Raw genomic sequence first — 13830 nt, 5'->3', positions numbered from 1 at the left:
TGCGGAAGCCGTGCCGACCCTGTGGTGGGCGGCTGCCCACGGGTACTTCTCGCGGAGTTCCATGGCGGACATTGAAGCGGAGGTGCGTACGGCCTCGCCGCCGAACGAGCTGATTCACCCGGGCCGTCTCTGCTTCGGGACGAAGGCCGGGGATATTCGGTTCTCGGGGATTCGGGGCGTCGGCGACGATGGGGGTATGGAGTCCCTTCCGGCCGTCAGTGTCCTTCGTCTCGGGTTCGTCGTGCCGCGCCCTGACCTCGCCCTCAGTCAGTGGGCGGAGATGCGGCTGCTGATCGACGGGCGGGACGTGCTGGAGGAGATCCACCCCGGCGGGGTGTCGAGCTGCTCGCGCGAGAAGTGGTTCGGTCGGGTCGAGGAGTGGCCGTTGGCCGCCTCGGACGAGCCGCGCAGGGTCGAGCTGACGAACAACGACTGCGTCACCGACTGCTGCGGGGGCATCTTCGTCACGATCCGGCGCCGGGCCGACCGGGTGGTGTGGACGGGCTGGGAGAACACGGAAGACATCCGGGTCCCGGTGCCCGCCGACGTCCACTTCGACGCGGCCCGGTACGACGCCGAACTGGCGCGGGCCGTGGCGGATCTCAGCTGGGAGGAGCCCGTGGACAGTGTCACCCGGCTGATGGCCCTGGAGCTCGCAGAATCCGACTGCTTCGAGCGCTGGGGCTGGGGCGTGAACGCCGTCCATCCGCTGCGGCGTCAGGAGTCCGCACAGATCGTGGTGCGTTTCAGCCCTCTCGAGGAGCCGTACTCGATCGGGAGCACCTTCGTGCATGAGGTTCCGGTGTCGCGCGACGTGCCCGCCGAGGAGCAGGTCCGGCGGTTCATCGACAGGGTCGCGGCCGACGACCCCCGAGGGACGGCCAGGGCGCTGGGTTGAGTCTCCCGTGGGGGGAGACAGCAGGCTGGGGGCCATGGACAGCGCGACGCTTCATTCGATCGGCGAGTCGGCCCGGCGGACCGGTCTGACCGTGAAGACCGTCCGGTTCTACTCGGACCAGGGCATCGTCCCGCCCACCGAGCGGAGCCCGGCCGGATACCGGCTCTACGGGCCGGACGCGCTCGCCCGCCTCGACCTGGCCCGCACGCTGCGCGACCTCGGGATCGATCTGGCCACCGTACGCAAGGTGCTGGACCGGGAAGCGTCCGTGGCGGAGGTCGCGGCGGCGCACGCCGACGCCCTGGACGTACAGATCCGGACCCTCAGCCTGCGCCGGGCCGTGCTCCGCGCGGTCGCCGGACGCGGCCCCACCACCATGGAGATGGACCTCATGCACCGACTCGCCACGCTCTCCCGCGCCGAACGGCGCCGACTGATCGGCGACTTCGTCGAGGAGGTATTCCAAGACCCGTACACCAATCCCGAGTTCGCGGCTCTGATGCGCTCCGTCGTGCCCGAGCTCCCCGACGATCCCACGCCCGAACAGGTCGAGGCCTGGGTGGAACTCGCCGGGCTCTGCCAGGACGAGGACTTCCGGGCCGCGATCCGCCGCACTGCGGAGCATCAGGCGGAAGAGCCTGACCAGCAGGACGTCGGCACCCTGCAGGACGCGCTCGACCGGGCGATGCGGGAACGGATCGACGAGGCCGTGTCCGTCGGCCTCCTGCCGGTCTCGGCCGGGGGTACGTTGCTCGCCGGCTCACTGGGCAGCCTCTATGCCCACGCGTTCGAGCGTGCCGACGAAGGCGGGCTGCGGCGCTGGCTTCTCGCCCGCCTGCGGACGACCGCCGATCCCCACGCCGAGCGATACTGGCAGCTTCTTGCCGCGGTCAACGGATGGCCCGCGTCGCCGGCGCTCGCCCCCGTGCACTCCTGGTTCACCACGGTCCTCACGAAGGTCTGATGCGATGAGAACGCGCACACTGAGGTTCGGCCTGTACGCGGACGAGCAGGGGCTGGCCTGGGTCGAGGGGCTCGTCGCGGACGCCGTGGGTTCGCGGAGCGCCCGGATCACGGGTGAGAGCGTCCTACGGACCCTGCCCGGGAGCGGGATGCCGACCGCCGAGATGTACGACCACCTGGCGGAGCAGTGGGACATCGAACATCCCGGCGAGAGCCGTGGTGCGCGGGAACCGGTCGAGCTGCAGGTCGACCTGGCCTGTTCGCTGCGGACCTGGCGGGCGATCCGCGCGACGGTGATCAGGACCCTGTGTCCGGAGGGAACGGCCCCGCACACCTGCCGTGTCCCCTGGATGGCTCGCTGACACCGTTCGCGCCCGTCGTCAGTGGACCGCCCGGTGCCAGGCGGGGCGGTTGGGGGTGATGGGGGTCGTCGTCGTGTGGAGTTCGCCGTCCAGGCCCAGGACCGCCGTCGTGGTGGTGCCGGACGGTTCCAGGACGGCCGACGGGGCGCCCGCGAAGAGCATGCGGGATTCCTCCCACGCCGGCGGGCCGCCGAGGCCCGTGGTGCTGACGGTGCCGCTGTCCGCGCGCCCCACCATGAGGCGGCCCGCGGCGCAGACCGCGCCGTAGCCGGCGCGGCCGCCCGCCTCCGTGACGCTGGAGACCTGGGGCCGGACCGAGGGACCCGCCGTGACCAGGGCGGTGCGCACGACCCCCGAGTCCGGGCGGCGGAAGAACAGGCGCACGCCCGCACCGTCCGGGGCCGCCGAGAGGGGGACCGTGGTGGCGGGCAGGCCCGTCGGGGCGGGGCCGAGCAGCGGGGTGTCCGGGGTGCGCTGGGTCCAGGCCAGGACGGAGGTGGTGGTGGTCGCGTACACGTGCCGCCGCCCCGCCGCGTCGAGCGCCGTCACCGGGTCGCTCTGCAGGTCCTCGCCGCCGAGCCGCTCCCACGGGGAGAAACCGCCGTCCGACTGCTGCGTGGTCGCGCGCAGGGTGCGGCGCGAGTCGCGGACGTAGACGGTCAGGCCGCCCCGCGCGTCCACGGCCACCGCCGGCGCGCTGATCGCCGAGGTGCCCTCGTCGTCGGTGCTCTCCGGGGTGCCGAGCGACTGCCACGGGCCGAACGGGCCGTCGGGCGCGGACTGGACGGCGTACACGACCTCGCGCCGGTACTCCGCGGGCGCGGAGCCGAAGGTGGTGCGGGTGGCGAGGACGGCGACGCGGCCGCCGGGGAGGCGGGCGGCGGTGGCGCCCGGGTCGATGCCCGTGCCCGGGAGGAACATGGGGCCCGCCCAGTCGCCGCCGGCGTTGCGCGTCCAGTACGCGGTCCGGCCGTCCAGCGTGGCGAAGGCCCACAGTCGGCCGGGCGTTCCCTCCGTCAGCCAGGAGGTGGTCTCGGCGCGGGTGTAGCGCAGCGACTGGGCCCAGTTGCGCCCGGTCGGGTTGCCCGCGACCTTGCGGTCGCCGCAGCCCGACGGGCTGCCGCAGTAGTCCTGGCGGTCCTGCCAGGCGTAGGTCCTCAGGAAGCCGGTCTTGGTCTCGGCGGTCTGCGGGTCCAGCGCGTGCGGGAGGGTGCTGTTGTGGTAGCCGAGGTAACTCTGGACCGTGAAGTGCGGGCGCCTGTGGACCTGGGCGGCGTAGGCGGCGGTGGCGGCCTGCACGAAGCGGGCGCCGTACATGTGGTCCTGGTGGTCGGTGTACCGGCCGGTCCCGTTCTCGCCGTACCGGTTCGGCGTCGGGTCCTGCATCCGTATCGTCGTCGGCCGGTACTGCTCCAGGACCCCGGCTATCGCCTGGACGAGCTGGTCCTTCGTGTACGTGAACGACTGCTTGACCGGGGTGCCGGAGGTGAGCTGGGCCTCCAGCGCGGGTATCCGACCGTTCCACAGGCCGCGCAGGCTCTCGGGGGTGTCCCCGCCGGTGCTGCGGGCCTCGCGCAGCATCAACCACACCAGGTTGACCTGCGGCTTGGCTATGAGGACGTCGACCTCGGCCCGGCCGCCGCCGGCGGTGGCCAGCACCGTACGCTTCCACGCGCTCGTGCGGTCCCCGGTGGCCATCTGCGCGTACGCGGAACGGATGCCGTTCTGCCGGGCCTCCGCGTAGTGGGCGCGGTCGGCGGGCTGTTCGGGGTCGTCGGCGGCGCCGCCGTGGGCCTCGTTGCGGCCGTCGGACTCGCCGGAGGTGAGGTAGGCGGTGGTGACCTGGGTGCCGGACAGCAGGGACCGGCTGAGGTCCGGGTTCATGAAGAACAGGTCGTCGTCGGGGTGGGCGACGACCTGGACGACCGAACCGGAGGTGACGCTCGCGGGCCGGACCGCGGCCGGGTTCTTCTCCTGGGTGGCTTCGGCGGTGGTCTGTTGGCCGGCCACGGAGAGCACACCGGTGGCGCCGGCTGTCAGCACGGTGAGCAGGGCCGCGAAGCGGCGACGGGTCACAGGCATCGGGTCACGCCTCGGGTTCGGTCTCGCTCTGACGGAAGAAGTGTTGAACAGTCAGAGAGAGGGAAAATCGGCGGACTTGGTTCACCGAATCCGCAGATGACCAGTGGTATTCCGGTACCAGATGCGGACTTTGTCCGTCCACCTACGGTGCTGCGGAACCCGGGCCCGACGCGGGCGATGCGGGCGATGCGGGCGATGCCGGAGACGGAGACGACGCGGGCGGCGGCGACACGGGCGAGGGGAGCGACGGGGGCGCGTTGCGCGGGCCCACCGGCTGCCACGGCGCCAGGTGCGCGTTCGGCACGTCGGCCGAGGAGGTCACGTACAGCCGTGCGTCGAGCCCCACCACCGCCAGGCTGACCAGGCTCTTGCCGGTCATCGTGGAGGAGGGCGCGCCGACGAACATCAGCGGGGACCGTTCCCACGGCCGCCCCGACCCGGCCTCCGAGCCCAGTTGCCCGCCCGCCGTGCGGCCCGCCAGTACGTGCCCGCTCGCCGTCACCGAGCCGAAGCCCTGGAGGCCGCCGAGGTCGGTCATCTGGCTCACCTTCAGCCCGCCCTCACCCGTGATCAGGGCGGTACGGACATTGCCCGAGCCGGGCTTGCGGAACCACAGCCGTACGCCGCCCTCGCGGCCGTCCGCGGTCAGCGGGAGCGTGGTGTCCGGCAGCCCGGTGGCCGTGACCTGGCCCAGCGGGGCGCCCGGCGTCGGCTGCGTCCAGCCCACCACCGACTTGGAGGTGGCGGCGAAGACCATGCGCCGCCCGGCGCCGTCGGTGGCGGTGGCCGGGGAGCCGTGCAGGTCGGTGCCGCCGTACTTCTCCCAGGGCCCCCAGCTGCCGTCCGCCTGTTGCACCCGCCCGCGCAAGCCGGCCGCGCCGTCGCGGACGTACGCCGCCAACTGCCCGGTGCCGTCGACCGATACGGCCGGGGCGCTGATGTCGGAGGTCCAGTTCTCGTCCGCGGTCTCGGGGGTGCCGAGCGACTGCCACTCGGTGAACTCCTCGGCCCCCGGCTGCTTCTGGACGACGTGGACGACCTCGCGCTTGTAGTCGGTGGGCTTCACGCCGAAGGAGGTGCGGGTGCCGAAGACGGCTATCCGGCCGTCCGCCAGGGTCACGGTGCTCACGCCCGGGTCCATGCCGGTGCCGGGGAGCAGGTCCGGCCCCTTCCAGCGGCCGGCGGGACCGGCCCGGTGCCAGACGGCCACCTGGCCGTCGAGCACCTTGAAGGCCCACAGTCCCTGCTGCGCGTCGGAGGTCAGCCAGTCGGTGCTGGTGCCGCGGGCGTAGTTGATGGAGTCCGACCACCGGTTGCCGCCCGGCTGGTCGGAGATCTTGAGGTCGCCGCAGCCGGCGGGGCTGTTGCAGTGGTTCTGCCGGTCGAGCCAGGCGTAGGTGCCCAGGATGTCCAGCTTCTCCTTGGCCTCGTCCGGGTCCAGGGCGCTGGGCAGCGAGCCGTTTATGTAGCCGGCGTAGTTCTGCACCGCGAAGTGCGGGCGGTCGGTGACGTCCTTGGCGTAGGCGGCGGTGGCCAGCTGCACGAACCGGGCACCGTAGAAGTGGTCCTGGTGGTCGGTGTACCGCTTGGTGTCGGGATACCGGCCGGGGGTCGGGTCCTGGGAGCGGACGGTGGTCGGCCGGTACTGCTCCAGGATGCCGACGAGGGTCTGGACGACCTGATCTTTGGAGTACGAGAACTTCTGCGTGACCGGGGTGCCGGACGCGAGCATGGAGTCCAGGCGGGGAACCTTGCCGTCCCACAGGCCGTGCAGGCTGTTCGGGGCGTTGTCGTAGACGGTGCCGGCCTCGCGGAGCTGCAACCAGACCAGGTTGACCTGGGGCTTGGCGACGAGGACGTCGACCTCGGCGTGGCCGCCGCCCTTGGTCGGGACGACGGTGCGGGTCCAGGGGCTGCCGCGGTCGCCGGTGGCCATCTTGGCGTAGGCGGCGCGTATGCCGTTCTGGCGGGCCTCGGCGTAGGCGGGCTTGTCGGGCTTGGTGGTGGCCGCCTTGGCGGAGCCCGCGTTGATGCCGTCGGCCTCGCCGGAGGTCAGGTAGACCGAGGTGACGGGGCTGCCGGCGGATATGGAGTACCGCAGGTCCGGGTTCATGAAGTACAGGTCGTCGTCGGGGTGCGCGATGACCTGGAGCACCCGGCCCGGGTCGGGCGGCTCGGGGGCGGGGGTGGGGGTGCCGGCCGCCTTGTCGGGGGCGGTGGAGGGGCCGAGGCGGTCGAGGAGCTCGTTGCCCCGGAGGAGGAGCAGGCCGCCGAGGGCGGTGACCACGCAGAAGGCGACGACCTTGACGAGGCCGGCCCGGCGACGACGACGGGGACGGGCCCCGCCCCGGGCACCACTTCGGGCGCCGTCCTTGCCGCGCGCCCGGCGGCGCGCCTGACGGCGGCTGCCGGACGTCTCGGCCTCGGCCTCGACCTCGGCGGCTGCGACGGCCTCGGCTTCGGGAGCGGCGGGAGCGGCGGGAGCTTCGGGGGCTTCGGGGACTTCGGCGTGTTCGGCCGTGGCCTGGGGCTCGGCCAACTCGGCCTGGGGATCGGCCTGGTGGACCTGCTGAGGCGGGTGCGCGTACACGTGCTGCTGGGGCGGGTGCGCGTGAGCGTGCTGCTCCTGCGGGTGCCCCTGGTACGGCTGTTGCTGCGCGTCCTGCGCCGGGTAGGGCTGTTGTCGACCCTGCTGCGCCGCCCGGTACGGCTGCTGTCCCTGCTCCGACGGCCAGGCCTGCTGCCCCCACCCGGATCCGGTCGACGCACCCTGTGGGTCCCAGGCCCCGGGGCCCTGCCAGGAGTCGGACACGAGGCTCCTCCCGGCCGGCGGGGAGTACCCCCATGACGTGTTTAGTAAACCGATGATCGGACAGATCCTGGCATCGTATGCGTCTCGGGTCGAACATTTGATCCGGACACGCCTAAATCTGCGTCGCGGCCAGGGCGGGACTCCGCCGACAGGTCCCAGGGCCTAGGCTCAGGAGAAGAGCACGCCAGGGCAGTGGCAGCGACAACCGCGGGAGGCGGCGGGATGACGGTCCCGGGACGCAGGAGCAGCACCTTCATCCGACTGCTCCGCAGCGGTTTCACCGACCCCTCGACCGCCGCCCGGCTGCTCGACGCCGACGCGCTCGCGGCCGTACGCACCGATCCCGTGCTGCTTGACGCCCTCGGCGCGACCGCCGACCCCGACCTCGCCCTCCTCGGACTGGTCCGGCTCGCCGAAGCGCAGCCGGACGGCGAGCTGCCCGGGCTCCTCGACACCCTCGTCAGCGCCAAGCCGCTGCGCGACCGGCTGCTCGGTGTGCTGGGCGCCTCCGAGGCCCTCGGCGACCACCTCGCCCGCCACCCCCGCGACTGGCTCGGCCTCATCACCTACGAGGCCGCCGACCTGCACCCCGGACTCGCCGAGTTCGAGCAGGGCCTCGCCGACGCGCACGACCCCGTCGGCCTGCGCGTCGCCTACCGCCGCTGCCTGATCTCCATCGCCGCCCGCGACGTCTGCGGCACCATCGACGTCGCCCAGACCGCCGCCGAGCTCGCCGACCTGGCCACCGCCACCCTCCGCGCGGCCCTGCGGATCGCCTCCGCGGCCGCCCCCGAGGATGCCGCCCTGTGCCGCCTCGCCGTGATCGCGATGGGCAAGTGCGGCGGCAACGAGCTGAACTACGTCTCCGACGTCGACGTCATCTTCGTCGGCGACGCGGCCCCCGGCGCCGACGAGGCCAAGGCCCTCCAGGCCGCCACCCGCCTCGCCTCCCACCTCATGCGGATCTGCTCGGAGACCACCGTCGAGGGCACCATCTGGCCCGTCGACGCCAACCTCCGCCCCGAGGGCCGCAACGGCCCCCTCGTCCGCACCCTCGCCTCCCACCTGGCCTACTACCAGCGGTGGGCCAAGACCTGGGAGTTCCAGGCCCTCCTCAAGGCCCGCGCCGTGGCCGGCGACGAGGCCCTGGGCGCCGAGTACATCGCGGCCATAAGCCCGCTGGTCTGGCAGGCCGCCGAACGCGAGAACTTCGTCGCCGACGTCCAGAGGATGCGCCGCCGCGTCGTCGACAACATCCCCGCCGCCCAGGTCGACCGCGAGCTCAAACTCGGCCCCGGCGGCCTGCGCGACGTCGAGTTCGCCGTCCAGCTCCTCCAACTCGTCCACGGTCGCAGCGACGCCACCCTGCACTCCGGCACCACCCTCGACGCCCTCCACGCCCTCGCCGCCGGCGGCTACGTCGGCCGCGCCGACGCCGCCCAACTGCACGACGCGTACCGCTTCCTGCGCGCCATGGAGCACCGCATCCAGCTCTACCGGCTGCGCCGCACCCACCTCGTCCCCGAGGACGAGAACGACCTGCGGCGCCTCGGCCGCTCCATGGGCCTGCGCACCGAACCCGTCGCCGAGCTCAACAAAGCCTGGCGCCGGCACGCCTCCGTGGTCCGCCGCCTGCACGAGAAGCTCTTCTACCGGCCGCTGCTCGACGCCGTCGCCCAGCTCACCCCCGGCGAGACCCGGCTCTCCCCGCGCGCCGCCGGCCAACGCCTGGAGGCCCTCGGCTACGCCGACCCGGCCTCGGCCCTGCGCCACCTCGAAGCCCTCGCCTCCGGCGTCACCCGCAAGGCCGCCATCCAGCGCACCCTGCTCCCGGTCATGCTCGGCTGGTTCGCCGACTCCGCCGACCCGGACGCCGGCCTGCTGAACTTCCGCAAGGTCTCCGACGCCCTCGGCAAGACCCCCTGGTACCTGCGCCTGCTGCGCGACGAGGGCGCCGCCGCCGAGAACCTGGCCCGCGTCCTGTCCGCCGGGCGCCTCGCCCCCGACCTGCTGATGCGCGCCCCCGAGGCCGTGGCCCTGCTCGGCGATCCCGAAGGCCTGCAGCCCCGTACGCACGAGGCCCTGGAGCAGGAGGTCCTGGCCGCCGTCGGCCGCGCCGAGAACCCCGAGGCCGCCGTCGCCGTCGCCCGCGGCGTGCGCCGCCGCGAGCTCTTCCGGACCACCGCGGCCGACATCATCGGCTCCTACGGTACGGAGGACAACCCGGCCGAGGAGGACCACGGAGCCCTCGTCGACCGGGTCGGCGGGGCCGTCTCCGACCTCACCGCCGCCACCGTCGCCGGGGCCCTGCGCGCCGCCGTCCACAGCCACTACGGCGACACCCTGCCCACCCGCTTCGCCGTCATCGGCGTCGGTCGCTTCGGCGGCCACGAACTCGGCTACGGCTCCGACGCCGACGTCCTGTTCGTCCACGAACCCCGCGAGGGCGTCGACGAGCAGGAGGCCGCGAAGGCCGCCCAGACCGTCATCGCCGAGATGCGCAGGCTGCTCCAACTGCCCACCACCGACCCGCCGCTGCTCATCGACGCCGACCTGCGCCCCGAAGGCCGCTCCGGCCCGCTGGTGCGCACGCTCGCCTCCTACGCCGCGTACTACCGGCGCTGGTCCCTGACCTGGGAGAGCCAGGCCCTGCTGCGCGCCGAACCGGTGGCGGGCGACGCCGACATCGGCGCCCGGTTCATCGAGCTGATCGATCCGCTGCGCTACCCGATGGAGGGGCTCGGCGAGGACGCCGTACGCGAGATCCGCCGGCTCAAGGCCCGCATGGAGTCGGAGCGGCTGCCGCGCGGCGCCGACCCGACCCTGCACACCAAGCTCGGCCGCGGCGGCCTGAGCGACGTCGAGTGGACCGTCCAGCTGATGCAGATGCGGCACGCCTGGGCCGAACCGGGCCTGCGCACCACCCGTACCCGCGAGGCCCTGGCGGCCGCCCACGCGGCCGGGCTGATCCCGACCGAGGAGGCGCAGATCCTGGACGAGGCCTGGGTCCTGGCGACCCGGGTCCGCAACGCCGTGATGCTGGTGCGCGGGCGGGCCGGGGACACCTTCCCGACCGAGGCCCGGGAGCTGGCGGCGGTGGGCCGTTACCTCGGATACGCCGAAGGCACGGTCGGGGAGATGCTGGACGACTACCGCCGCATCACCCGGCGTGCCCGGGCGGTGGTGGACGAACTGTTCTACGGGGCGTAACGGCTCCGGGGACCGGGCCGCCCAACTGGCCTGCCGTGCCTAGCAAATGCCTTCGCTATTTGCATAGGATCAGCCTTCGATCATGGGGGAGGCACGGAAATGACAGACGTGTTGGGTCCGATACCGGATCAGCCGGTCGACATGCGCTTGAACAGCGGACCGCCGATGGGTCCGTACGCTCCGGGGGTGACCCTGCCGCCGTCCGGGCCGTTCGTTCGGGGCGGGTCCCCGGACTTCGCCTCGTCGCCCGCCGAGAAGAACGCGGCGGCGGGCACGATCCAGAACTATCTGGAACCCGAGACCAAGAAGCACGCCGAGGATGCGGACGAGGCCATCGAGGCCGCCCGGAAGGGCTTCGAGGGCTGGCAGACCGCCGCCGCCCTGAAGAAGGTGGCGGACACCTGGGACCAGCAGGTCACGACCCTGATGGGCCGCCTCGCCGGGGAGAAGGCCGCCCTGCGCCGTGCCTCGGGTTCTTTCACGAGCAACGACATCGGCCTGGGTAACCAGTTCACGTCGCAGTCGCAACTGAGCCGGATGTAAGGGGCTTCGGTGCTGACCTACTACGAAGTCCTGACCACGGATCTGGGTCTGCTGTCGACGGCCGCCGCCAAATGGGAGGCGATGGCGACCGAGCTGCAGAAGATCGAGACCCACTACGGCGACACCGTCCAGAAGATCACCATGGGCGACACCTGGTCCGGTCTCAGCGTCCAGGCCGCACGGGTGAAGTTCACGGCGACCCGCTACGAGTACTCCGCCGCGCAGAGCCAGGCCAAGGCCGTCGCGAGCCTGCTACGGGGCGCCCACGAACTGCTCACCGACCTCAGGAAGAAGCTGGAGAGCGCCCGCGACGACGCGATCGCCGCCGGCATGACCGTCTCGGAGCAGGGCCGCGTCGCCTTCGACTACAGCAAGCTCACGCCCGCCGAACGCAGTGCCTATCACCACGACCCCGACGGCCAGGCGGCCGTCCGGACCGCCGTCGGCAAGTGGCAGAAGCACATCGACGACCGGGTGAAGGCCGCCTCCGACGCCGACCAGCACGTCCACGACGCCCTCACGACGGCCGTGGTCGACAGCAACAAGGACGCCCTCGGCAAGGGCAGCGGCAGGGACGAGACCCTCACCGGCTTCAACAAGTACGCGGAGGGCGACCTCAAGAAGTTCGAGAAGCCCGAAGCCGCGCCTGCGAAGAGCGGTGGACCCGAGGGGAAGCTGACGGTGACCGGGCCCGATGCGGGCTTCACCATCAGCGGTGTCAAGTACGGCAAGGAGGGCTCGTTCAAGGCGTACGCCGACCTCTTCCATGTCACCGCGGAAGGATCGATGCCCAAGGGCGACTGGGCGCTCTCCGGGGTCGCCGATGTCTACGGGGGCGCCAGAGCCACCGCGAACTACGGCATCACCGGCGAGGGCGTCGTCGCCAAAGCCGAGGGATCCGTAGGGCTGCGGGCACTGGCCGAGGCGCGTGCCCAGAACGGGCGTTTCGGTGCCTACGGGCGTTTCGAGGGCTTCGCCGGAGGCGAGATAAGCGGCACTGCCCAGGCGACCAAGGACGAGGTCACGCTGGGGGCGAAGGCGTTCGCCGGGACGAAGGCCGGTGTCGCCGGGGGCGTGGAGTATGCGGGGATCGGCATCGGCGGAACTGCCGAGGGGTGGAACGGGCCCGGTGCCAAGGCCTGGGCGGGTCTGAAGCACGACGAGGCGACGGGTGTGTGGAAGCTCGGAGCAGACGCGGGTGCTTCCCTCCCGAGGGGTGGTGCCCTGGGGTTCGAGATCACAGTCGATCCTGACAAGGTCAAGGAGGCCGCCGGCGCCGCGGCCGACTCGGTCGGCGACGCGGTCGGCGACTTCAGAGACTGGTTGATCGACCTACGTCTGTCGCAGTGAAGGGAAGGTTGGAAATGTCCACAGCACTGCCGGTGCCGATCGAGTTCCGGCTGCCGGAGGGCTGGCTCCCGGCCCGTCCCGAGGGGGCCGGGGTACCAGATGTGGCTTTCGCCGCGGTGCATCCGCAGCCGGACGCCGGGTTCACCGCCAACATCACCGTCGACGGTGGGTTCCCGAAGGAAGACGTGACCCTGGCCGAGATCGCCGACGCGTCGGTGGAGCAGCTGCGCACGTTCGCCGAGTCGGTGGAGGTGGTCCACCGCCGCGAGGTCGGTTCCGAGGACGCGCCCGCCCTGACCCAGCGGCTGAGCTTCTCGGCCGTGGCCGACGGCGTCCGCCACGAGCTGGTCCAGTCCCAGGTGTACCTGTCCCTCGTGGACACCGAGGACCCGCACAAGCGGGCGATGATCCGCCTGGCCCTGACCGCCACCAGGGCCCAGCATGACGAAGTCCTGCACCAGTTCCAGGACTTCGTACGCACGGTGCGCCCGGACAATGGGGCGGTGAGCTGACGATGGGCCGCCTCTGGGACAAATACACCGGCACCAGGCACCCCGACAACGGGATCGCCCCGTTGCCGACGATGGAGCTCCGGGAAGCGCTGCTTGCGATCAACGGCCAGGATGTGCCGTTCCGTATCCGCTATGCCTTCCCGAAGGAGAAGGCCGACCTGGTGGCGGAGTGGCGGGTGCTGAAGCCCGCCTCGGGCTCCGGCTTCTCCCGTCGGCAGGTGGAGCTGAGACTCAAGATCCGGATGCGCTTCATCCCCCTGCAGCGCGAGGTGCGCACCCTCGACGAGCAGGTGCAGGTGACGTGGGTCGGGGATCCGCCCAAGTTGGCCGTGTCGCGTGAGTCCGGAAGTGGGCCGGCGCCCAGGGCTTCCCGGGAGTGGACGTATGAGAAGGGGCCTGACGGCCGGCGGCGCAAGGTCGAGACGTTCCGCTTCGACTCGCGGGACATGAAGGACCCACTGCGGAACCTGGTTCTCGGGGCGGGCTGGACCTGGCGCGGGGTGGTGTACAGGTTTTGACGAGCGGACCGCCGGGCGGGCCGACGCACGGTGTGCGCCCCGACAACGGGGCGAGGAGCTGACGGTGGGCCGTTTCTGGGACGGGCGCACGGGCACGAGGTACCCGGCCCGTGGAATGACTCCGGGGGCCGCTGAGGAGCTCCGGGACGCGCTGCTCGCGCTGGGCGGTCCGGGGGCGCGGTTCGTCGTGCGTGAGGGCACCTCGCGCGAGCGTGCGGACCTGGTGGCGGAGTGCCGTATCAGCGAGATGCGGTTGACCCTGAAGACCAGCATGCGGCTGGTCCCCGCGAAGCACGAGGTGCGCGTACTCGAAGAGCGGTGGGAGCCCTCGCTGGAGCACTCCGGCGAGCAGTACGGCCGGGGTCCGGGGAAAGCGGTCTACAAGCAGTGGGAGTTCCAGCGGGGCGCCGACGGCCGCCGCCGCAAGGTGGAGACGTTCCGCTTCGAGACGGGGGAGATGAAGAACCCCCTGCAGAACACGGTCCTCACGGCGGGCTGGACCTGGCGCGGAGTGCTGGTCAGGCTCTGACCGGAACGGACGAGGCGGACCGCGGACCCTGCGTGGGTCCGCGGTCCGCCA

General features: G+C 72.1%; 11 protein-coding genes. 9 read left to right on the top strand and 2 right to left on the bottom strand.

Features of this window, described 5'->3' with window-relative positions; translation table 11 throughout:
• Positions 1-196: 196 nt before the first annotated feature.
• The 3 genes from AB8A24_RS15470 to AB8A24_RS15460 are packed head-to-tail and all read left to right on the top strand — an operon-like array spanning position 197 to position 2223.
• Positions 197-898, top strand: coding sequence for a hypothetical protein (locus AB8A24_RS15470; RefSeq protein ID WP_328963572.1), 702 nt, complete (start codon positions 197-199; stop codon positions 896-898).
• A gap of 34 nt (positions 899-932) precedes the next feature.
• Complete coding sequence (locus AB8A24_RS15465) at positions 933-1862, top strand: MerR family transcriptional regulator (protein ID WP_328963573.1); 930 nt, start codon at positions 933-935, stop codon at positions 1860-1862.
• A gap of 4 nt (positions 1863-1866) precedes the next feature.
• Positions 1867-2223, top strand: a complete 357-nt coding sequence (locus tag AB8A24_RS15460) for a hypothetical protein (protein ID WP_369476101.1) — start codon at positions 1867-1869, stop codon at positions 2221-2223.
• Between the two features lie 18 nt (positions 2224-2241).
• Here AB8A24_RS15460 and AB8A24_RS15455 read toward each other — a convergent pair whose 3' ends face one another.
• On the bottom strand, positions 2242-4305 hold the full coding sequence (locus AB8A24_RS15455) for a PIG-L family deacetylase (RefSeq protein WP_369476099.1): 2064 nt from the start codon (positions 4303-4305) through the stop codon (positions 2242-2244).
• A 142-nt stretch (positions 4306-4447) separates the two neighbouring features.
• Positions 4448-7117, bottom strand: coding sequence for a PIG-L family deacetylase (locus tag AB8A24_RS15450; protein ID WP_369476097.1), 2670 nt, complete (start codon positions 7115-7117; stop codon positions 4448-4450).
• Between the two features lie 222 nt (positions 7118-7339).
• Here AB8A24_RS15450 and AB8A24_RS15445 point away from each other — a divergent pair, with 222 nt between their 5' ends.
• The 6 genes from AB8A24_RS15445 (at position 7340) to AB8A24_RS15420 (ending at position 13779) form a co-directional block, all read left to right on the top strand.
• Positions 7340-10327, top strand: coding sequence for a bifunctional [glutamine synthetase] adenylyltransferase/[glutamine synthetase]-adenylyl-L-tyrosine phosphorylase (locus AB8A24_RS15445; RefSeq protein WP_369476096.1), 2988 nt, complete (start codon positions 7340-7342; stop codon positions 10325-10327).
• A 186-nt stretch (positions 10328-10513) separates the two neighbouring features.
• Positions 10514-10870, top strand: coding sequence for a hypothetical protein (locus tag AB8A24_RS15440; protein ID WP_369476094.1), 357 nt, complete (start codon positions 10514-10516; stop codon positions 10868-10870).
• Positions 10871-10879: 9 nt separating this feature from the next.
• Entirely contained in the window at positions 10880-12220 is a 1341-nt protein-coding gene (locus tag AB8A24_RS15435) for a hypothetical protein (RefSeq protein WP_369476092.1), read from the top strand.
• Positions 12221-12234: 14 nt separating this feature from the next.
• Entirely contained in the window at positions 12235-12732 is a 498-nt protein-coding gene (locus AB8A24_RS15430) for a hypothetical protein (RefSeq protein ID WP_369476091.1), read from the top strand.
• A gap of 2 nt (positions 12733-12734) precedes the next feature.
• Complete coding sequence (locus tag AB8A24_RS15425; protein ID WP_369476090.1) at positions 12735-13250, top strand: hypothetical protein; 516 nt, start codon at positions 12735-12737, stop codon at positions 13248-13250.
• A 64-nt stretch (positions 13251-13314) separates the two neighbouring features.
• The gene (locus AB8A24_RS15420; protein WP_369476088.1) at positions 13315-13779 is read left to right on the top strand and encodes a hypothetical protein; all 465 of its coding nucleotides are present in this window, start codon (positions 13315-13317) and stop codon (positions 13777-13779) included.
• Positions 13780-13830: the final 51 nt, after the last annotated feature.

This window comes from Streptomyces sp. BF23-19, assembly GCF_041106355.1.
In the GTDB taxonomy this organism is placed as follows: domain Bacteria; phylum Actinomycetota; class Actinomycetes; order Streptomycetales; family Streptomycetaceae; genus Streptomyces; species Streptomyces virginiae_A.
Note: the sequence above shows the minus strand (reverse complement) of the source record. Positions and strands in the feature narration are given on the sequence as shown.

Coding starts and splice junctions, on each gene's coding strand:
- AB8A24_RS15470 (WP_328963572.1), top strand. CDS start 197: ATGGAGTCCCTTCCGGCCGTCAGTGTCCTTCGTCTCGGGTTCGTCGTG.
- AB8A24_RS15465 (WP_328963573.1), top strand. CDS start 933: ATGGACAGCGCGACGCTTCATTCGATCGGCGAGTCGGCCCGGCGGACC.
- AB8A24_RS15460 (WP_369476101.1), top strand. CDS start 1,867: ATGAGAACGCGCACACTGAGGTTCGGCCTGTACGCGGACGAGCAGGGG.
- AB8A24_RS15455 (WP_369476099.1), bottom strand. CDS start 4,305: ATGCCTGTGACCCGTCGCCGCTTCGCGGCCCTGCTCACCGTGCTGACA.
- AB8A24_RS15445 (WP_369476096.1), top strand. CDS start 7,340: ATGACGGTCCCGGGACGCAGGAGCAGCACCTTCATCCGACTGCTCCGC.
- AB8A24_RS15430 (WP_369476091.1), top strand. CDS start 12,235: ATGTCCACAGCACTGCCGGTGCCGATCGAGTTCCGGCTGCCGGAGGGC.
- AB8A24_RS15425 (WP_369476090.1), top strand. CDS start 12,735: ATGGGCCGCCTCTGGGACAAATACACCGGCACCAGGCACCCCGACAAC.